This is a genomic window from Streptomyces sp. NPDC051322 (genome assembly GCF_040689485.1).
Classification (GTDB): Bacteria; Actinomycetota; Actinomycetes; order Streptomycetales; family Streptomycetaceae; genus Streptomyces.
The window spans coordinates 84,879-105,506 of the sequence record NZ_JBFBAK010000004.1; the positions used below are offsets into that span (position 1 = coordinate 84,879).

Below are 20,628 nucleotides of genomic sequence, written 5' to 3' on the forward strand. Positions count from 1 at the left end.
TCGGACGACGGTGTCACTCGGACGACGGCCCGGGGCTCGGGACGAGGTCCGTAAGCGGCACGCCGGGGTCGGCCAGCGCCTCCGCGTCGACGGGGCGCCCCCCGGTCACGAGTGCGCGAATCGGGTCGGTCACGTCCCAGACGTTGACATTCATCCCCGCCAGCACCCGGCCACCGGAGAGCCAGAAGGCGATGAACTCCCGATTTTCGGTGCTGCCTCGGAAGACGACCTGGTCATAGGCGCCCGGCTCGACATAACCGGTGTACTCCATGCCGAGGTCGTACTGGTCGGTGAAGAAGTAGGGCATCCGGTCGAAACTCACGTCCTGGCCGAGCATGGCCCGGGCCGCCGTCCCGGGCTGATGGAGTGCGTTGGCCCAGTGCTCGACGCGGATGTGCTGGCCCAATACCGGGTGGAACGCGTTGGCGACATCGCCGGCTGCGTAGATGTCCGGGTGCGACGAACGGAGTTGCGCGTCGACGCGGATGCCGTTGTCCACGTCGAGGCCGGCCACCGCGGCCAGCCGGCTGTTGGGCACGATGCCGACGCCGACGACCACTGCATCCGCCGCGATCAGGGTGCCGTCGCCGAGCCGGACTCCGTCGGCGCGGCCATCACTCCCGGTGATCTCCGCCACCTGGGTGCCGAAACGGAGGTCGGCTCCGTGATCGGTGTGCAGCCCGGCGAAGATCTGTGCGACCTCCTGGCCCAGCACCCGCAGAAGCGGTAGTTCCGCCGCCTCCAGCACCGTCACCTCGACACCGGCCGAGCGAGCGGCGGCAGTGGTCTCCAGACCGATCCAGCCGGCACCGATCACCACGATGCGCGACGCGCTGCGCAAGGTTTCCTTGAGGCGGTCGCTGTCCTGGAGCCGTCGCAGATACAGCACCCCCTCGAGGTCCGCCCCCGGCACCGGCAGAAGGCGGGGCGAGGACCCGGTCGCCAGCAGCAGCTTCGCGTAGCCGATGCGACTGCCGTCACTCAGCGCCACCTCGTGGCCGTCCGCGTCGATGCCGGTGACCGCGGTGCCGGTCCGCAGGTCGACCTCGTGATCCGCATACCACCCCTGCGGGTGCACGTAGACGCTCTCCTGCTCGGACTTGCCCAGCAGGTAGCTCTTCGACAGGGGCGGGCGCTCGTAGGGGCGCTCGGTCTCGTCACCCAGCAGGACGACCGGGCCGTCGAAGCCCTCCGTGCGCAGGGTTTCGGCGGCTTTGGCACCGGCGAGGCCCGCCCCGGCGATGACGAATGCTCTGTTTCCTGCCATGTCCAGCTCCTCTGTCGTTGCCGGTTCAGGACGCGATGCGGGTGAGGGCGAGGAATTCGCTGCGGGAACGCTGGTCCCGGCGCAGCAGGCCCAGCAGTGTGGACGTGACGGTGGTCGAACCGGTGGCCTGAACGCCTCGCAGTGTCATACACGTGTGTTCGGCCTCGATGACGACTCCAACCCCTTTGGGATCGAGGTGCAACTGCAGCCAGTCGCCGATCTGCTTGGTCAGCCGCTCCTGCACCTGGGGACGGCACGCGAAGTGCTCGACCACCCGTGCGAGCTTGGAGAGCCCCAGGATCCGCTGCCCCGGCAGGTAACCGACGTGTGCGGTGCCGACGAACGGCAGGAGGTGGTGCTCGCAGACCGAGCGGAAGGGAATGGAACGGGCGAGCACCAGTTCGTCGTATCCCTCGTCGTTGGGGAACGTCGTCAGGTCGAACGCCCGGGGGCTGAACAGTTCGGCGTAGGCGCGAGCCATCCGGCCGGGCGTGCCCTGCGTACTTTCGGTGTCCGTACGTATCCCGAGCGCGTGCAGGAACCGGCGCGCCGCCTCTTCCGCCGCCTCCAGGTCGACACCGTCCGTCTCGTTCACCACGCGCAGCGGGGCGTGCGGCGCGACGGGGCTGTCCTTCCGTGACCGAGGGGGCGGGGCTGTCGGCGTGAAGTGCGGATGCTGTCCGGGCGGTCCGGCGATCGGTGTGATCAGCGGAGGCTGCGCCCGAAGCTGGGGCTCACTCGTCATGGCACACCTTCTTGATGCGGGATCCCGAGGGGTCTTGGCTGCGTCATTCCGCTAACAAGTATTGGTTTTATTCTGAACGACTGTCAAGGCGCCTGGTTACACCCATGCGCATCGGCGATATCGTGGAGGTGTGGAAAAGTACCCGAGCTCGCCCTCCCCCGAAGAGTCCGGTGACGCGCCGGTGGCAGCGGTTTCGGTGCTCGCGGACGAGCAGCGTCGCCGTCTCTACACCATCGCTCGGCGTGCGCGGCGCCCGGTCACCCGCGAGGAGACCGCTGCCGCTGCCGGAATCTCCGTCAAGCTGGCCGCCTTCCATCTCGACAAGCTCGTCGCGGCGGGGCTGCTGCGCGCCCGGTACGAGAATCCCGGCGGTACACCCAGGGTGGGGCGGAAGCCGAAGGTCTACGAACCCACGGACGCGGACATCCGCGTCAGCATCCCGGAACGGCGACCCGATGTGATCGCCGAGATCCTCATCGACGCGGTACTCACCGAGTCACCCGGCGAAGGCGCACGAGCGGCCGCTCTGCGTACGGCCCGGCAGCGCGGCGAGGATCTGGGAGCCGCCGAGCGCACCCGTGTACGACCCGGTCGACTGGGCCCCGAACGCTCGATCAGCACGGCGGAAACCATGCTTGAGCAGTACGGTTTCGAGCCCGACCGGCAGGCTCCGACGAGGATGCGACTGCTCAACTGCCCCTTCCACGCGCAGGCTGCGCGCTCACCCGAGCTTGTCTGCGGAATCAACCACGCGTTCCTCTGCGGCTTCCTCAACGGTCTGCAAGCCACCGGCGTCGCTGCCGTACTCGCTCCCCGGGCAGGCCAGTGCTGCGTCGAGTTGCGGGAGCCGTCCCGGGGCGGTACCGGCGGCGACGGCACGACGGAGGGAGACTGCGGGCGGGAGGCTCCCTGACGGAGGAGGCGTTTTGGCGATCGACTTGGGCACCGGCGCACTCGCCGACGAGTCGAGCAGCCACCGCTGCTGCGCGGAACCGTCGCGAAGCTTGACGACCACATCCACGTCCGGGTGGATGGATGTAGGGGCGACGGCCAACCCGTTGCGCCAGCGCGGCAACAGCTCACCCTGGACCGTGAGGTCGTAGCGCACGTCGTCGGCGCGCCCCGCGGGGCGGCCGGCGCACCTGCTGAGCGTTGTCAGACCGTCGGCCGATCGGGAGTCGAGACAGAGTTCCGGGTCGGCGAGACTGCGCAGCAGGCCGTTGTCCTCGTACGACCACTGCTGGGTCGGGCCGGAGGAGCAGGCAGCCAGTTGCGTGTCGGCCCCGGCTTCTGCCTCCCCGCCCCTGACGTCGAGACACAGCCCCGCGGCGGCGTTGCGCAGCCTCGTGCGGATCGGCGTGCCGGGCAGCCCTGCGGACATGTCGGCGGACGGCCCTGCAGACGGAGCATCGGAAGGGGGCAGAGCGGTGCTGGAGCGCGAACCGCCGGCACCCGTGGCAGCGGCGGGGCCCGAATGTCCGTCGCCGTCGGAGACGAGGCTGAGGGTGAGCGCGGTGGCGAGCAGGGCTGCCGCGACGAGACCCACTCCGCCGATGCATGCATTCGACTGCCGCTGCCCGGGTGTGAACCGTGCGCGGATATCGGCGAGGCGAGGCCGCAGGCGATGACTTCCGGCGCCCGGCTGCCGCAGCCCGTCTCCCGCTGGTTCCCGGGCGTGCAGCCCATGGGCGACGCGAGCAGGCCGCGACTCGACATAGCGCCGGGCGCCCCAACCGAGTACCGCTTCCGCCAACAGGGTGCCCACTGCGCCCTCGACGTACCTGAGCTGCTCGGCCGCATCGCGGCAGTAACGACACTCCACGAGATGCTGCTGGACATCCGGAAGGAGCGTGTCACCACGGTGAATCGATACATCGAGCAGTCGACTGTAGGAACGGCATTCCTTACTCGGCGCGAGTTCCCGGTGGGCCCGTACGCAACCCGCACGGAATTGCTCGCGCGCCTGTTCGAGCGCGGCCGACGCCTCGTGGACATCCATGCCCAGCAAACCGGCCGGCACGGAGATGGGGTCGGCCTCGACCTCGATGTGCCAGAGCAGGCACTGCGCGACTCCGGACAATGTCCGAAAGGAGCGACGGGCAAGCTTCCTGTTTTCGGCCGTAATGGACTTCGCGGCCCGCATGCCGCGGCCGCCCGTCGGCTTCCGGAGTTCCGGCATCAGCGTGGTGATGTGCTGCTCCGCGGACCATGCCCGGACGGTGTCACGCACCACAACCAGGAGCCGCGGGCGCAGAGCCTCAGCCGACTCGCCCCGCGCCACGCGCTCGAGTACCTGGTGAAAGGCGGCAGCGGCGACGACCGGCGCGACACCCCCCGAGGACGCGACACAGATGACCGCGTAGTCGTATACCGCCTCCCAGTGGCAGGAAAGCAGCACCGCCACCGGATGCGCCGGGTTGTCCTCGGAGGGCATTCTCAGCTGAGCTGCGAGGCTCTCGTCGGGCTCCCTCGGAACGGAACCGGCGGGAGGAAAAGAGGACGAACGCGGGGTGGGGGGGGTGTACACAGCACTGCTTCCTTCCAAGGCGCAAAAATGGCACAGAGAAGTCCCGACCGCCGGAAAGCGGCCCTGATTGGTGCGTACCTATTTCACAGATGGGGCCACCGGTGAAAAGCCTTTTGGGCGACCGGTACGGCGTCTCGAACGCCGGAACGGACCGGCGATTGTCCATGCGTGACGCCTGTCACCCTTGCACAAGTGACTCACGGGGAACAAGGCGCCTGTACAACTTCCATTCCCCGTAACGGAATTCGCTGACGTGGCACATTCAGGGCAGTCGCGCTTGCATTCCGTTCAGACCTGACACGCCCGGCAGTTGACCTCGGCCGGCGGGCGGGGACGTCGAGCCAGGTGTCAGTTAGGCGGTGTAGCACGGGAGTTGCTTCACGTCCGTCAGCGGCGTGAATCCCGTTGCCACGGCCGCCGGCCACCATCCGCCCGCTCCGGACGGCCCCGCCGTCGGGCGTTGGTTCCGAGCCCCGAAGTCTTGGTCAGTCGCATGATCCGGATGTGTCCTGGCCACCAGGCCACCGCATTGGCTACTACGTGTTGTAGAAACAGCGACTCGCCACGGCAAACCGCAGCCCGCCCCGCACTGCGAGGAGGGGCATCCCGTCGGAGCATGGTACGAGGAGCAGACACCGGCACGAAGGGGCACCGGATGGGTGGCGGACGGGATGAACCGGATCCTGGGGAATACGCTGCCGAGCTGAGCCAGATCGATGCGCTCAACCAGCGGGAAGCCGTGGCGCAGGCGATCGACGGCCGGCGCGCGGACCGCCCCGGACCGGCGCTCGGGCCGGAGGCGGACCCGGACGGCTCGCGCACCACGTCCCGCAGCCGTGACACCTTGCTGCTGGGCGCCGGCCACGCGGTGGCGGTGGCGGAGACGCTCGACGACATATTGAAGGTGCTGTCCCGGCTGCACGCGCCGGATTTCCAGCTGGACGGCCAGGCCGTTTTCGGCGTAACCGGAAAGTTCCTCAACGCTCTCGGCGAGCACGGTTTCCGCCCCGGAGGGATCGACCGGACGTTCCGGATGCCTCTGACGACCCACTATCCGGCGGTGGAAGTGGTACGGACCGGGCGAGCCGTCTATCTGGAATCACCGGAGGAATACCGTCGGCGTTTTCCGGCGACTTACCCGCTTTCCGCCCGCAAGGGGCGGCTTTCGTGGGCCTTCCTGCCGCTGGTGACCGCCGGCCGGATCAACGGGGTGTGGCTGGCGGGGTTCCGTTCTCCCGTCGCGTTCACCGCTGACGAGCGCACCCTGCTGGCCCAGGCGGCGCGGCTGGTCGCGCAGGGGCTGGAACGCGCCAGTACGGGCGAGGCAGAGCTCGCGCTGTCCCACGGGCTGCGGATGAGCATGGCAAACGATGGTCCGTCGTTCCCGGGGATCAGCCTGGCAACCCGCTACCTGCCGGCCGGCGGGGGTCTGGTGGTGGGCGGCGACTGGTTCGACAGCATCGAGCTGCCCAACGGAAGACTCGCTGTGGTCATCGGTGACGTGCAGGGCCATGACGTGCACGCGGCGGGACTGATGGCTCAGCTGCGGACCGCGGTGCACGCGTACGCGTCGGAGGGGCACCGGCCCGATGCCGTGCTCTCGCGGGCCTCGCGCTTTCTGTCCGCTCTGGACGAGGACAGATTCGCCACCTGCATCTACCTCGAGGCAGACCCCACCACCGGGATTCTCCGGATCGCCCGAGCGGGCCACCCGCACCCGGTGCTGCGCATGCCGGACGGCACCTGCGTGATCAAGCACATCGACGGCGGACTGCCGCTGGGGCTGCTTCCCGGCGAGGACGACTACCCGGTCTCCGTCCTGAAGCTTCACGACGGGGAGACCATGCTGCTCTGCACGGACGGGCTGATCGAGACCGGCGGCCACGACATGTACAGCGGCTGGGCGCGCGTGCGGGACGCCCTTTCGCCGGGACCGGGATCGGACCTCGAGGCGATGGCCGACCGGCTGCTCCGGGCGGTGAGCGGTCCACTGCCGGAACACGACCAGGACCGGCCGATCACCCTGAACGAGGACGACATCGCGCTGTTGCTGCTGCGTCGCGACGGCGGCGTGCCGAAGCCGGACGTGCCGGAGCGGCGACTCGTGCTGACCATCACGCAGGACCGGGCGCAAGGCGTGTCGGAAATGCGGACGGAGCTGAAGGCGCTGCTGCACGACTGGGCGTCGCCCGACCAGATCGACACAGCCGTGCTGCTGGCCTCCGAGCTGCTCGGCAATGTGCTGGTGCACACCGACCAGGCCGCCGCATTCACCGCCACCGTCAGCGGGGAGCTCGGCAGCCGCGTCCTGCGAGTGGAGGTCACCGACCGAGGCGACGAGCTGCCGCACCAGCGCGCACCCGGTGAGATGGCCTCCTCCGGCCGTGGTCTGGTGCTGCTCGACATCCTCTCCGACCAGTGGAGCGTCCGTCCGGAGCCGGAAGGCAAGACCGTGTGGTTCTCGGTCGAGGAGGCCGCAGGCCGGCACGCCTGACGCACGGAGGGTGCGGTCGGCGTGTTGTCCGCTCCGGGCCCGCCATTTCGGCATCGCACGCGGCGAACGCGCCGTTCGCCGCTCCAACACAGCTGCCCTACAGCCGAAATGGCGTGTGACCCACATAACTCGGCAGCCCTTTTTGCGGGCCTCAGCTCGTGACACCCGACACAGGACCTACGTCACGTACGACGGCGGTTAGTGGTGACCTCCCCCTCTCCTTGCCCGAAAAACCCTATCAATATCGGGCATTACCCCTTTTCTCACTATGAGGGGTAGTAGAAGGGTGCATTGCCTCCGCCGAGAAGCGGCGCTAACCATGGTTCCCGGCAAGCACCGAGAACGAGCCTGCGAACAACGCCAAGCCCGGCGGACGCGGCCAAGACCCTCGGTTCCCCTGGACACGCGCCACCGAAGGCCGCCTCCCCGTCCCCGCACCTGGAAGAGGTCCGCATGCCCCGCTTCACCACGTTCCGCATCACCCGCTCGCACAAGATCGCCACTGCTGTTCTGGTGAGCGCAGGCGCAGCCACCGCTCTGACCGCCACCGCTGCACCGAGCAGCGCACACACCACGACGGCGGCCGCCTCCACCACCGTTCAGCCGGTCAAGGCCAACGGGCTGCCCACCACCGTGAAGCCGGTCACGTCGAACATCACGCAGGCCGAGGACACGGCCAAGGACACCGCGAAGACGGCGAAGACGGCGAAGATCGTGGATGCCTCATCCGTCTCCGACCACCTCAAGCTCACGGCCATGGCCCAGTCCAAGGCCGCCAAGCACGCCGCGAAGCAGGCTGCCAACCGGTCCACGCACCGCAAGGACCTGGCGCCCAAGCACTACGCGAACAACCTCGACGGGTGGATCCGCCAGTCGCTCGCCATCATGAAGGCCAAGGGCATTCCCGGCACTTACGAGGGCCTGCACCGCAACATCATGCGCGAGTCCAGCGGCAACCCCAACGCCGTGAACGACTGGGACATCAACGCCATCAACGGCATACCCTCCAAGGGACTGCTGCAGGTGATCCAGCCCACCTTCGACACCTACCACGTCACGGGTACCGCCGATAAGCTCACCGACCCGGTAGCGAACATCACGGCAGCGGCCAACTACGCGGCCCACCGGTACGGCTCCATCGACAACGTCAACTCGGCGTACTGATCGACCCGTCCACCCCGCGACCGCCGTCCGGCCCGGAAGAAGGGCCGGGCGGCGGTCAGGGTGTGTCTCCCTGCCAGTCCCATCGCGAGGGGTCCGCTGCGCGGGGGCCGTAGAGCGTCCGCCCCCCGGGGCCGTACGAGCCGATCTCGGTGACGAGGACCGCCCCCTCCCCCAGCTGAGCTCCGCTCCAACCGGTCACATCCAGCAGCAGGCCGTCCAACGGCCCACCCACCAGCTCCCGGTAGGCATGGCCGGGCCGGGGGCCCGGGTCCGGGTCGTCATGGTCGGCGCCGTACACCCTGCGCTGTCTCAGTTCGTCCATGCCTTCCACCCTGCCAGCCACCACTGACAGGCACGACAGCACAAGGTCGTCGAAGCGGATCGGGGTGCGGCGGATCACGTCGTCGTCGGGTCGCCCTTGATGAGGGCGAACTGGGCGCCCGCGGGGTCACGCAGCATGGCCAGACGTCCGACACCCGGTGCGTCGCTCGGCGGCATCATGACGGTGGCTCCGCGTTCGGTGGCCGCGGTGAACGTCGCATCGCAGTCCTGCACGCCGAAGTACGGGTGCCACTCGGATGTCGAACCGGCCAGCACGTTCTCCTTCGGGAGCTGCATGATGCCACCCTGCCCCGTGTCACCTTCCACGCCCCCGCCGGGCGAGGAGGCCACGGTGTACACCATGTCGCCCGCCATCGTCATGTCCTGATAGTCCCAGGCGAAGACCGAACGGTAGAACTCCTTCGCTGCCGCCGCGTCGATGGTGTGCAGCTCCGTCCAGCACAGGGAGTTCGCGTCCATCACCGCTTCCAGACCCCCCACGCCGCCCGGTTGCCACACGGCGAACTCGGCGCCCGTGGGGTCCGTGAAGGCGGCCAGCCGCCCGGCGGTGAAGACATCCATGGCCGGACGGCGTACCTTCCCGCCGGCCTGCCGCACGGCGTCGGTCGTCCGGTCGGCGTCCGTGCTGTGGAAGTACACCGTCCAGGAAGAACTCGCACCGTCCTCGGTCAGCGGACCGACCGCGGCGACCGTCCTGCCGTTCAGCTGGAAGAATCCGTAGCCGCCCGCATCGGGGCCGGCGGACACGAAGGTCCAGCCGAAAACGGCGCTGTAGAAGGAGACCGCCGCGTCGATGTCGGGGGCTCCGAGATCGAGCCAGTTCGGTGTGCCCGGCACGTAGCTGGTCGTCAGCATGGGAGTTCCTCCGATGTGCTGGTGACGATGTCACCGCTGTCCACGGTCGCGGAATACCATCCTTACCCGTACCGACGAAACCCGCGCGGCGTGTCCCTGGCCTTGCGTGTCGTCCGTGCTAGCCCTTCTTGTGCTCGTCCCGGCCGACGACGGGTACGCCGAGCGGGCGGGCCAGCCCTGCCACGCCTTCGTCCAGACGTTGCAGGTGACGCAGCACGCGGAAGGTCACCGTGCCCGAGCGTGGAATTCCGGAGCCGCTGTCCTCCAGCATCGAGGCGATGCTGGCGCCGGACTCCACCTCACCGCCCGCATCCTCGTCCAGAAGGTTGGCGACGAGCACGTCGATGTTGTGCGCGATGCGCCTGCCGGCCCGCTCGAGGCGTGGGTCCGCCGCCACAGTCCTGCTGTACGGCACCAACTCGGCCGTCGCGGCCAGCGAACGGGTGTGATAGGCGCAGGTCTCCAGCAGCGCCACCAGGTAACGGGCCGTCTGGCGCCGCACCCTCAACGGGGTGATGGGGTGGGTCAGCGGCCTGGTGGACCGGCGCAGGTCGTCCAGCGCGGTGTCCAGGTCACGCGCCATGTCCAGCAGATCGACCGCGGGACCGCCACTGAGCTGCGAAACCGCGGCGGTGGAGATGTCCCGCAGCCGGGCGAGGACGGTGCGCAGCAGCTCGTCGGTGCGGCGGTCGGTGTGCACGGGAAGTACCAGCACGGCGGCGATGACACCACAGGCAGCACCCAGCGCCGTCTCCTCGATCCGCAGCACGAGCACGGCGAAGCTGTAGGTGTGCAGCAGGGTGTAGAGCAACCCCAGCATCGCGGTGACGAAGAAGGACATCAGCGCGTACGACAGGGGCGCTGTGAAGAACATCCCGAAGATCAGGACCAGTACCAGGGCGAACGCCGTCCACGTGTGGTTGCCGACGAGGCCGGCGAGGCCGACCCCGGCGACCACCCCGAGGCCCGTACCCAGCAGCCGGCGATAGCCCTTGATCACGATCTCGCCGGTGGACGCGGTGTTGAGGAAGACCACCCAGCAGGTGAGTACCGCCCAGTACCAGCGCTGGCTGGACAGGAACTCACCGCCGACGATGGCCAGCGTGGAGCCCACCGCCACCTGGAAGGCGGCGCGGGTGGTGGAGCGTTGCAGTCCGGTGCGGGCCTCCTCGGCGTCTTCCGGACCTTCCGCGAACGCGATGTCCTCGGCCTCGAACTCCTCGCGCGAGCGGGTGGTTTCGGGTGCGTCGTCCGACTCGTCCTGCGGTCCGTCCAACGCCAGCCGCAGGCCCAGCACAGAACGTGCGGCCTCGCCGAGTCCGCGGAAGACGTCCTGGACAGCGAGCGAGGCGGGCGGCAGGTTTTCCTCGTCGCGGTAACCGAGCAGTCGGTTGCGCAGATGGGCCAGCGCCGTGCCGCGGCTGTCGGGGCCGAGCCGGGTCACCAGCAGGTGCAGCGCGGTCAGGTCGCGGCGCAGGGCCGCGGTCGTGTCGTCCTCATGGCGCGTTCCCACCGCCGGACCGGCCGGAGCCGGGACCGGCGCGTGCGGAAGGTGCAGGGTGAGGGTGTCCGCCCGCTCGGCACTGCGGGCGTTGAGCAGCAGGACGCCGAGCCGTTCGGCGGCGATCTCGGCCTCGGCGACGCGGCGTTGCACCAGTGCCGCATCGCCCGCGTCGCGGGTGCCCTCCTCGAGGCGGCCCTGGATCATCAGCGCGGCTTCGTGCAACCGTGCGGTGTGTCTGCGCAGGTCTTCGAGGACCTTGTCCAGCTGATCCGGGGTGGCGTCCAGCAGTTCGAGCTGAGTGGCCACCAGCTGGGCGAGACGCGCTCGGAACGCCTCGCGCAGTCGGCCAAGGGTGCGTTCGGGCGTCTCGGGTACGAGGGCGAAGCGCACGATCGCGCTGCCGGCGACGGCGATGGTCAGGGTCACGTACAGCTCCGGCAGGCCCGCGGGTGTGGCGTGCACGAAGAGCGAAATGAAGTAGACCTGGAAGCCCATCAGTCCGAGCGCGGTGGCCCGGTCACCGAACCGGCGGAAATACACAGCACCGAAGATCAGCAGAACGAAGAAGGCGTCACCGGCGAGGATCCGGGTGTTGAGCAGCGCGCCCAGCGACATGGCCGCGAGGACGACGGGCAGCCCCAGCGCGAGGGTGATCGCCTGGGCCCTTAGCTGCTTCTCCCTGATGGCGAAGGTGGCGACCATGGCCGTCATGGCACCGGCGACCAGATGTGTGACGGCTGTGTGAAGCACGGCGAGTACGACCAGAGTGAGTGCGATCGACCCCACCGTGCGCAATCCGGCCATCAGCCGCAGAAGCCCCGGGTCGGATGCCGCGAATCGGCCCCAGATACCGGTTCCGCTACCCCGTTTCACTGCCATCGCGCTGCCGTACTCTCCTGACTTCTGCCTGGTCCGGTTCCGGACAGGCCCCAGCATCGCACGACCGGCCCCCACCGGATCGGTGCCGGTCAGCAGCTGGACATCCGGGGCGGTGACGCCGCGTTCACACGGCTGGGCCCGGTGAGACCTCCGGGGGATCAGTCCTGAGATGGTCGGCGCCCGAGCGGACCGCCCAGCCGAACACGGCGAGCGAGACGGCGCCCACCGCCACGGTGTCGTAGGGCGCGGGCAGGTGGCCGGAGCCTCCGAACGTGCCCAGCCATGACAGCAGGGTGAGTGCGGCCAGATAGCAGACCAGCCAGGCCCCGTGCCGCAGTTCGTCGCGCGGCGACGGCCCGTCCGCTTCCCTGCGCAGTGCCAGGAACAGCGGGACACCTACCAGCACGAGCGGCAGGGCGAGCCGCAGATCGTGCCAGCCCGACCAGTAGACGAATTCGCCGGCCACCACAAAACTCACCGGCGCGATCCAGCGCACTCCGGGCACCTGGCCTTCGGTCCGCGGCCGCCCCTGTTCCCGGTCATGCGCCCGGAACGCTGCGACGGCGACGGCCGATGCCGCGTAGATGAGCAGATACATGTCCCCCATCACGCTGACGATGTCCTGCCAGCCGCCGAACGGCAGCATGAAGATGATGATGACCGCCAGGTTGAGCACCAGCGCCCGGCGGGCCATCCCGGAGCGGGCATCGATGCGCATGAAGAAGCGGGGCAGCAGGCCGTTCTTGGCCAGTGCGTAGGTGTGCCGGGCGTCGATGGCCACCCCGACGTAGGCCGAGCCGCCAGGAGAGAGCACTGCGTCGGCATAGAGCAGCGTCGCCAGCCAGTGCAGATTGAGCACCAGGGCGAGCTGGCCGAAGGGCGATTCGAAGTTGACTCCGTGCCAACCGTGGCCGAGCAGTGCGTCGGGGACCGTGAAGAGGAACGCCAGCTGCAGTCCGAGATAGACCAGGACCGCCAGACCGATGCCGGTGAGCACCGCGGCCGGTACGTTGCGGCGTGGCCTGCGGGCCTCGCCGGAGAAGTCGAGCGGCGCCTGGAATCCGTTGACCGAGTAGACGATGCCGCCACCGGCGAGTGCCGTCAGGCAGGCGGCGTATCCGTACGGGGCGAAACCACCGTGGTCGGTGAGGCGTCCGGAGTGGGTGCCCGACAGGAACAGCGCGACCACGGTGACGACCGGAATGATGACCTTGAACAGCGAGACCAGGTTGTTCAGCCGGGCGAACACCCGCACGGCGAACCAGTTGAGCCCCGTCAGCAGCACACTCAGCGCGGTGGCGACACCCAGGCCGGACGCACTGAGCCTGCCGTGCGCGTACAGGCCGGGCAGGTAGTGCGCGGCGTACTGCATGATCGCGCTGATCTCCGCCGCGGTGCCTCCGACCGACAGCAGCACGGACCAGCCGATGACCGTGCCGACCAGCCGCCCGCTTGCGTACAGCGGCCAGCGCACCGTGCCGCCGCCCTCCGGGCGGGTGGCTCCGAGCTCCACCATCACCAGGGCCACCAAGGCACACAGCACGCCCGCCGCGATCCAGGACAACAGGGCGGCGGGGCCGGCGGTCTGTGCGGCGTACAGGGCGGCGAACAACCAGCCCGAGCCCAGGATGTTGGAGAACCCGATCGCGGTCAGGCCCCAGAAACCGAGATCCTTACGGAGTCTGCGTTCCTCTGCCAGCACCGCCGGCACGACAGGAAGCTGCGATGGGTGATTTTCCGGCACCTGACATGTCTCCTCGCAGCAGCCTGAGCCACGGTTGGCTGCCGCAGACGGTGCGGCCGCGAGGGTCGCCGCGGCCGCACACGATTTCTGCGGTCCGTCAGATGACGCCGGAGTCCGAGATGATGATCTTGGCCTTGGTCCGTCCGTTGGACGAGCCGTATCCCTCGATGCGCTTGACCAGGTCCATGCCCGCGCTGTCGGCGACCTCGCCGAACACGACGTGCTTGCCGTCCAGCCACGGGGTCACCACGGTGGTGATGAAGAACTGGGAGCCGTTGGTGTTGGGGCCGGCGTTGGCCATCGAGAGCAGGCCGGGCCTGTCGTGCTTGAGGGTGAAGTTCTCGTCCGCGAACTTCTCACCGTAGATGCTCTTGCCGCCGGTGCCGTCGCCCCTGGTGAAGTCGCCGCCCTGCAGCATGAAGTCCGGGATGACCCGGTGGAAGCCGGAGCCCGCGTAACCGAAGCCCTTCTCGCCGGTGGCCAGCGCACGGAAGTTGTCGGCCGTCCGGGGAACCGTCTCGTCGAACAGGTTGAAGGTGATCCGCCCGGCGGGCTCGTCGTTGATGGTGATGTCGAAGTACGCCTTGATCGTCATGTTTCCATCCTGACATCCCCGGCGCCGAATGCCCGAATCACCCCCCGGACGGCGGACCCATGACGCCCGGAGAAACCGGGCATCGTCCGTCATCGGGGTCTTCGGGACCTCCGGCACGGGTGGGCGATACGGTGCCGTTCATGACACTCGATGATGTGGCGGGGCCCGCCCGGGCACCGGAAACGATCTGGGAGCAGTGCGTCGAGTGGGCCGAGCTGCTGGTACGGATCCAGGCCGGCCACCGCCGGCGAAAGAGACTCTTCAGCGAGACCGACAGTGTGACGCTCACCGGCTCGGACCGTCCGCTGGTGGTGGTGCTGCTCGCTGCGGCACTTCACGCCCAGGCCGTCGTGCTGCGCGCGGAGGCCCCGCGGGACGCCCTCCGCATCCCGCTCGCCACCGCGACGGAGAAGGGGCTTTCCGCGACGCTGCGCCGGGCCCCGTACGCCGCGCTGTGCGACGCGCCGCAGGTGCGCGGCGCCGGAGCGGTGCAGCGTGCGGTGCTCATCGCCCGAGCGGAGAGCGGGCATCCCGACGACACGCTGCTCTGGCACCGGGTCCGTACGGCCGCTGCTGCCGCCGTGGAAACCGCGGGGCGCAGTTGTGCCTCCGATGACGTCGACTGGTGGGAAGGCGGGCACACCATCGCCGACGTCATCGCCGCGCACCCGCCGAGCCGGTCCGTGTGATCCGGTCCGTGTGATCCGGAGCAGGCAGCAGGTCCGACCGGTTCCCGGGGCGCGGGGGCCAGTCACGGGTGGCACACTGGAAAAAGTCGAGGTGCGCCAACCCGTGGTCGTCGTGCGGGCTGCTCGACCGTGTGGGAGGTACCAATGACGAGCTGGGCGTCGTGGACAACGAGTGGCGTCTTCACGGGCGCAGGCGGGGTCAGAACGGTTGAAGTGGGCCCCATCAGCGGCGACTTGACCGTGCACACCACCTGGATCGACGGTCAGGCCGAAGTGGCGGTGCAGTTCACCGGTGCGCTGGACTGGTTCACCCTGCCTGGCAGTCCGGTGCCGTGCCCTTCCCAGGAGGAGAGCCGGTCGCTTCATCAGGCCGTGATCGAGGCGATCCGTCTGGGCGCCACCGAGACGGCTCTCTCCACAACGGGCCGAAGGGGCTCCGCCTCGGCCTAGCGCCGATCGAGGTGGCCGTCCAGGACATTGCTTTTCAAGACAGCGAGGATGTGAGCGGCTGTGGCTGAGGAAGACAAGACCCGAGCGAGGGCCGAGCAGGCCAAGGGCAAGGCCAAGAAGGCTGTCGGCCGTACCGTGGGCAACGAATCCATGGCGGCAGAGGGCCGAGCCGATGAATCCAAAGGTGACCTGCGCCAGGCCAAGGAAAAGGCCAAGGACGCCTTCAAGAAGTAGGAACCGTTTCGCAGAGCGCGTTCCCCAGCCACCGGTGTCCCCACGCACCCTTACGACAGGCTTTCTCCTGGAATAGGGTGGTCGGTGCGGTGAAGGAGTCCCGCGAGCCGCATCCGGGCGAGACAGAAACGCGTTGGACGAAACATGACACTGAGCATGGTTTCAGGCGAAACATCGAGCAGCGACGTGCTGGGCGCCCCTTGCTGGGTGAGCCTGATGACCCGTGACCTGAAGAGTGCGCAGGACTTCTACGGCGCGGTGCTCGGATGGCGGTTCCGCCGGACGAGACTCGGGGACGACTTCACTCTCGCGCTCGTCGACGACGCCCCGGTCGCCGGGATCGGCGCTCTGGCACCATCACTCCAGGTGGCCGTCGCCTGGACCTCGTATTTCGCGGTCGATGACGCCGACCGAGCGGTCTCCCGGATCCGCGAACGCAGCGGTACGGTCGCCGTCGGCCCGCTCACCTTCCCGGTAGGACGGGGCGCGCTGGCGGCGGACCGGGACGGGGCGACCTTCGGGATCTGGGAGGGCCGGCTTCCGGTCGACTGGCCGATCTGGCGCCGGAGGACTCCGGCCTGGCTGCATCTGCGCACGCGTGACGCGCTCGACGCCGCGATCTTCTACGGTGAGGTTCTCGACTGGGCAACCGGTCGGCCGGGATGCTGCGAACCGGACTACGAGGGGGAAGAGGTAGTCCTGTACGGCGGCTCCCAGGTGCTGGCCCGGCTGAGTTCAGGTGCGGTGGGTGCCGCGCCGGATCCCCGTATCCGTCCCGGCTGGCATGTCCACTTCCCGGTGGCCGATGTGGCCGCCACGGTGCGGGCCGCACGCGAACACGGCGGTGTTGCCCTGCACGAGCACTGCACGAAGGAGAAGAGCGAGGCGACGCTGCGCGACCCCGACGGAGCGCTTTTCACCGTCACCACGCGCTCCTTTCCCTCCTGAGCGCGACTGCGCTGTCAGCGGCGGGTGCCGCTCGACTCACGGACCACGAGTTCGGGCTGGAGCACCACCCGCTGGTGCCGGTGGTCCCGGGCGTCCGGGCCGACCTCCTCGAGCAACAGGTCTGCGGCCATTCTGCCCATCGCCACCGCGGGCTGGCGTACGGAGGTGAGCGGCACGGCAGCCGCGGCGGCGAACTCGATGTCGTCGTATCCGACGATCGCCAGGTCCTGCGGCACCGCGAGCCCGGCCGCGTACACCACCTGCAGAACACCCAACGCCAGCAGGTCGTTGGCACAGAAGACCGCGGTGGGGCGTGGGGAGAGCCCGAGCAGCCGGGAACCCGCGTCGCGGCCGGCCGCCACGTCGAGGCGGTCCGCGGGAATCTCCAGCAGCGCCTCGGCGGGCAAACCCGCCTCGGCCAGTGCCAGCAGCATGCCGTCGCGTCGGTCCTTGACCTGCTGGAGGTGGGGTGGCCCGCTGATGTACGCGATGGTGCGGTGCCCGGCGCCGATCAGGTGCCGGGCCGCCAGTGCGCCGCCCACCGTGTCGTCGACGGACACCGAGCATTCACCGTCCTCGTCTCCCACCCGGTCGACGAGGACGAACGGAATGTTCTGCCGCCGCAGCGACTCCAGATTGGCCCCGGTCGTGTCCGCCGGTGACAACAGGACGCCGCGCACCCGCTGTTCCATGAAGAGCGAGAGATACGTCGCCTCCTCGGCGGGGCTCTGCCCGCTGTTGCAGACCATCACACCGAGCCCAGCACTGCGGGCCGACGACTCGGCGCCGCGGACGACGTCGACGAAGAACGGGTTCCCCATGTCCAGTACGAGCAGCGCCATGATCCGGCTGTGCCCGGCCCGTAGCTGGCGGGCCGATTCGCTGCGCACATAGCCCAGCCGCCTGATGACCGACTGCACGCGCTCCCTGGTCACCTCGGAGACCGTCTCGGGTCGGTTGATCACATTGGAGACGGTGCCCACCGAGACGCCGGCCTCCCTTGCCACGTCCTTGATTCCGGCCATGGGGTCCTGCGCTCTCTCCCGGGTCCAGCGATTGTCCCCATTGAAACAGTTCATTCGCCGAATGCGATCCGCCGGTCACTTCTTCGCGGGGAGCCACTTCTGCCAGACGTCCGGGTTCTTCTCCACCCAGCGCTTGGCCGCCTCATCGGCGGACAGTCCCTGGGAGGCGATCATCTCGGACACCTTGTTCTGGTCGTTCTTCGTCCACTTGAAGTTCTTCAGGAACGTGGCGGCGTCCCCGCCCGTCTTGACGAACTCGGTGTTGAAGTACTTCTGCAGCGGTGTGGACGGGTAGGCGCAGTCCACCGTCGTCGGGTCCTTGACACCCTTCTTCGCACACGCGTCGGTGTACTCGGGAAGTTCGACCTCCTTCATCGGCACCTCGTTGAACAGCCACTGCGGCTCGTACCAGTAGGTGAGGAAGGGCTTCTTCTCCTTGGCGAACTGCTGGATCTGGGTGATCTGGGCCGCTTCCGAACCCGCGAAGACGACGTCGAAGTTCAGTTTGAGGTTCTTCACCAGCGCCTTGTCGTTGGTGACATAGGACGGTGAGCCGTCCATGAGCTGGCCCTTGTCGCCGCTCTCCGCGGTGCGCAGTTGCGCGGCGTACTTGTTGAGGTTCTTCCAGTTGGTGACATCGGGGTGCTTGTCGGCCCAGTACTTCGGCACGAACCACCCGATATGGCCGGTCACCCCCAGGTCGCCTCCTGCGGTGATCGTCTTCTTGTCCTTGACGTACCGCTGCTCCTGGTCCGGGTGGCCCCAGTCCTCCAGGATGGCGTCGACCCGGCCCTGGCTGAGTGCGTCCCAGGCGGGGATCTCGTCCACCTGGACGGTGTCGACCCGGTAGCCCATCTTGTGCTCGAGCAGATACTTGGCGACGGCCACGTTGGACTGTGCGCCGACCCAGCTCTGCACGGAGAGCGTCACGGACTTGGCGCCCTTGGCGGCGGCGAAGGGTGAGGACTGTTTGGTCATGTCCGCGGCGCCACAGCCGCTGAGCGAGACCAGCAGGGAACCCGCCGCCAGGGATGTGACGACGGCCGTGACCCGGCGGTTGCGGGTGGTCCTGATACGGAACACGGGTCAGGCTCCCTTCCGTGCGTGACGCTGTGTCGGTTGGGTGACCCGGTCGAGCATCAGCCCCAGGCACACAATGGCCACTCCCGCGACGAGGCCGATCGCCAGGTCGCCGGTGGCAAGGCCGGTGACGACGTCGTAGCCGAGCGCGCCTCCGCCGACCAGGCCGCCGATGATCACGACCGCGAGCACCAGGACCACGCCCTGGTTGACCGCCAGCAGCAGCGACGGGCGGGCCAGTGGCAGCTGGACCTGGCGCAGCAGTTGCCAGCGGGTGGCGCCGAGTGAACGGGCCGATTCGACCGCGGCCGGCTCGACCTGCCGCAGGCCCTGGGTAGTGATGCGGATGACGGCGGGCAGCGCATACACGACGGCTGCGGCGGCCGCCGGGGCACGGCCCACGGCGAACAGCGCGACCACCGGGATGAGGTACACGAACTGCGGCATGGTCTGCATGACGTCCAGGATCGGCCGCAGCACTGCTTCGGCCCGCCGGCTTCCGGCGGCCAGGATGCCCACCGCGAATCCGATGACGAGGGTCACGACCAGGGCGGCCAGCACCTGGGAGAGCGTGTCCATGGAGGCCTTCCAGGTGCCGAGAAGGCCGATGACGCCCAGGGCGAGTACAGCGGTCAGGGCTGTCTGCCAGGTGCCGATCAGCCAGGCCAGTGCGGCGACGATCAGCAGTGCTCCCCACCAGGGCAGCCCGGTCAGGCCGTCCCTGAGCGGGTCCAGGACCCAGGAGGTGAAGTGGGCTGCCCAGTCGGCAGTGCCGCCGACGACCGGTACTCCGGAGTAGAGATGGTCGACCATCCACTCCTTGAAGTCGTTGACCGGTGTGGTGATGTCCACGGTCAGACTGCCCGGCCAGAGGGTGGAGGCGGCCAGCCGTACGGCCACGGCGACCACGGCGCTCAGGACGACGACCATGGCCCATCCGCGCAGGCCCCGAAGGGCCCATGGCCCGGTGGGCTCGCTCCCCAGCCGGGCGCCCGCGGCCGCGGTGGTGCGGTCCATGACGATGGCAAGCAGCACGATCGGAAGGGCGGCCGCCAGCGCGGCGCCGACGTCGACGGAGGCCAGTGCCTGGTAGACCCGGTCACCGAGACCGGCCGCACCGATCAGCGAGGCGATGACGACCATGGACAGCGCCATCATGATCGTCTGATTGAGGCCGAGGAGCAGTTCCTTGCGGGCCAGCGGCAGCCGCGCGGTGACCAGCCGCTGCCGGGCGGTGGAGCCGAGCGAAGCGACGGCCTCCAGGACGCCGGCGTCTGCGCCGCGCAGTCCGAGGGCGGTGAGCCGGGCCATCGGCGGCGCCGCATACACGACGGTGGCCAGCAGCGCGGCCGGTACACCGATGCCGAAGACCAGGACGACCGGCAGCAGATACGCGAAGGCAGGCAGGACCTGCATGGTGTCGAGCACCGGCCGCAGAATGCGGAAGAGCCGGTCCGACAGTCCGCCCGCGAGACCGAGGACGACGCCGACGAGGACCGAGACGACGACCGCCACCACCATCAGCGCGAGTGTCTGCATGGTCGGCACCCACATGTCCAGCACTCCGCAGACCAGCAGGGAGGCCAGTGCGGTGATGCCGATGCGCAGTCCGGCGACGCGCCACGCCACCAGGGTCACGGCGGCAGTGACGCCGGCCCAGCCCAGCGCGAGCAGCAGCAGGTACACCCCGCGGACGGCGATGATCACGGCGTTGCTGAGATAGCCGAGGAAGTAGATGAAGACCGGGTGGGTGTCCCGGTTGTCGATGATCCAGTCGCTGACGTTCCCCAGCGGTTTCGACACGTCCACGGTCAGCGCGTGGGGCCACAGGCCGCTGCCCCAGTTGGCGTTCGCGATGGGTACCAGGATCGCGGCGATGACGGCGAGCACCAGGAGCTTGCGCACACCACTGTGGTGCAGCGCGGCGTTCAGCCGGGAGGGGTTGTCGGGTGTCGGCGGCGGGTTGGCCCCGGTTCCGACGCGGGTGGCGGTGGCGGTCGTCATAGGTGCCCCCGCTTCACCGTTGCGAGCGGCGCATTCATCGCCGCGGGTCGTGTCGGCGCGCCGGGGACCGGGTTCGGGTACC

Annotated in this window: 17 protein-coding genes and 1 pseudogene; 7 read left to right on the forward strand and 11 right to left on the reverse strand. The window is 68.8% G+C overall.

Translation table 11 applies throughout. The features are described from left to right. Positions 1-13 precede the first annotated feature (13 nt). Both AB0436_RS11535 and folE read right to left on the reverse strand, forming a co-directional pair. Positions 14-1,267, reverse strand: a complete 1,254-nt coding sequence (locus AB0436_RS11535) for an FAD-dependent oxidoreductase (protein WP_366467583.1) — start codon at positions 1,265-1,267, stop codon at positions 14-16. 25 nt (positions 1,268-1,292) lie between these two features. Then, entirely contained in the window at positions 1,293-2,012 is a 720-nt protein-coding gene (gene folE, locus AB0436_RS11540) for a GTP cyclohydrolase I FolE (RefSeq protein WP_366467584.1), read from the reverse strand. Between the two features lie 130 nt (positions 2,013-2,142). On the opposite strand from folE, the gene AB0436_RS11545 reads away from it, so the two are divergent. Beyond that, positions 2,143-2,925 (forward strand): transcriptional regulator, encoded by a 783-nt coding sequence (locus AB0436_RS11545; RefSeq protein ID WP_366467585.1) that lies wholly within the window; start codon positions 2,143-2,145, stop codon positions 2,923-2,925. 72 nt (positions 2,926-2,997) lie between these two features. Here AB0436_RS11545 and AB0436_RS11550 read toward each other — a convergent pair. Beyond that, positions 2,998-4,446 (reverse strand): annotated as a pseudogene (locus AB0436_RS11550) (RICIN domain-containing protein); the annotation flags it as partial. A gap of 709 nt (positions 4,447-5,155) precedes the next feature. On the opposite strand from AB0436_RS11550, the gene AB0436_RS11555 reads away from it, so the two are divergent. Then, on the forward strand, positions 5,156-7,033 hold the full coding sequence (locus AB0436_RS11555) for a SpoIIE family protein phosphatase (protein ID WP_366467586.1): 1,878 nt from the start codon (positions 5,156-5,158) through the stop codon (positions 7,031-7,033). 453 nt (positions 7,034-7,486) lie between these two features. Further along, entirely contained in the window at positions 7,487-8,197 is a 711-nt protein-coding gene (locus AB0436_RS11560) for a transglycosylase SLT domain-containing protein (RefSeq protein WP_366467587.1), read from the forward strand. Positions 8,198-8,252: 55 nt separating this feature from the next. Here the strand turns inward: AB0436_RS11560 and AB0436_RS11565 are convergent, their stop codons facing one another. From AB0436_RS11565 to AB0436_RS11585, 5 genes are all read right to left on the reverse strand, one after another. Next, a complete protein-coding gene (locus AB0436_RS11565; protein WP_366467588.1) occupies positions 8,253-8,519 on the reverse strand; it encodes a hypothetical protein in 267 nt (88 codons plus the stop codon). 74 nt (positions 8,520-8,593) lie between these two features. Continuing rightward, positions 8,594-9,394 (reverse strand): VOC family protein, encoded by an 801-nt coding sequence (locus tag AB0436_RS11570; protein ID WP_366467589.1) that lies wholly within the window; start codon positions 9,392-9,394, stop codon positions 8,594-8,596. A gap of 118 nt (positions 9,395-9,512) precedes the next feature. Next, positions 9,513-11,777, reverse strand: coding sequence for an FUSC family protein (locus AB0436_RS11575; RefSeq protein ID WP_366467590.1), 2,265 nt, complete (start codon positions 11,775-11,777; stop codon positions 9,513-9,515). Between the two features lie 124 nt (positions 11,778-11,901). Continuing rightward, positions 11,902-13,479, reverse strand: a complete 1,578-nt coding sequence (locus tag AB0436_RS11580; protein WP_366467592.1) for an APC family permease — start codon at positions 13,477-13,479, stop codon at positions 11,902-11,904. Positions 13,480-13,618: 139 nt separating this feature from the next. Next, a complete protein-coding gene (locus AB0436_RS11585; RefSeq protein ID WP_366467593.1) occupies positions 13,619-14,116 on the reverse strand; it encodes a peptidylprolyl isomerase in 498 nt (165 codons plus the stop codon). 140 nt (positions 14,117-14,256) lie between these two features. On the opposite strand from AB0436_RS11585, the gene AB0436_RS11590 reads away from it, so the two are divergent. From AB0436_RS11590 to AB0436_RS11605, 4 genes are all read left to right on the forward strand, one after another. Continuing rightward, positions 14,257-14,805 carry a hypothetical protein gene (locus AB0436_RS11590; RefSeq protein WP_366467594.1) on the forward strand — a complete coding sequence of 183 codons (549 nt, stop codon included), beginning with the start codon at positions 14,257-14,259 and terminating at the stop codon, positions 14,803-14,805. A gap of 144 nt (positions 14,806-14,949) precedes the next feature. Then, positions 14,950-15,255, forward strand: coding sequence for a hypothetical protein (locus AB0436_RS11595; protein ID WP_366467595.1), 306 nt, complete (start codon positions 14,950-14,952; stop codon positions 15,253-15,255). A 60-nt stretch (positions 15,256-15,315) separates the two neighbouring features. Next, the gene (locus AB0436_RS11600) at positions 15,316-15,489 is read left to right on the forward strand and encodes a CsbD family protein (RefSeq protein ID WP_366467596.1); all 174 of its coding nucleotides are present in this window, start codon (positions 15,316-15,318) and stop codon (positions 15,487-15,489) included. A gap of 156 nt (positions 15,490-15,645) precedes the next feature. After that, positions 15,646-16,437 carry a VOC family protein gene (locus AB0436_RS11605; RefSeq protein WP_366467597.1) on the forward strand — a complete coding sequence of 264 codons (792 nt, stop codon included), beginning with the start codon at positions 15,646-15,648 and terminating at the stop codon, positions 16,435-16,437. Positions 16,438-16,451: 14 nt separating this feature from the next. On the opposite strand, the gene AB0436_RS11610 is transcribed toward AB0436_RS11605, so the two are convergent. From AB0436_RS11610 to AB0436_RS11620, 3 genes are all read right to left on the reverse strand, one after another. Further along, positions 16,452-17,462 (reverse strand): LacI family DNA-binding transcriptional regulator, encoded by a 1,011-nt coding sequence (locus AB0436_RS11610; RefSeq protein ID WP_366467598.1) that lies wholly within the window; start codon positions 17,460-17,462, stop codon positions 16,452-16,454. A 75-nt stretch (positions 17,463-17,537) separates the two neighbouring features. Further along, positions 17,538-18,536, reverse strand: coding sequence for an ABC transporter substrate-binding protein (locus AB0436_RS11615; RefSeq protein WP_366467941.1), 999 nt, complete (start codon positions 18,534-18,536; stop codon positions 17,538-17,540). Positions 18,537-18,548: 12 nt separating this feature from the next. Then, positions 18,549-20,546: an ABC transporter permease subunit gene (locus AB0436_RS11620; RefSeq protein ID WP_366467599.1), complete on the reverse strand. Its 1,998-nt coding sequence runs from the start codon at positions 20,544-20,546 to the stop codon at positions 18,549-18,551. Between the last annotated feature and the right edge of the window lie 82 nt (positions 20,547-20,628).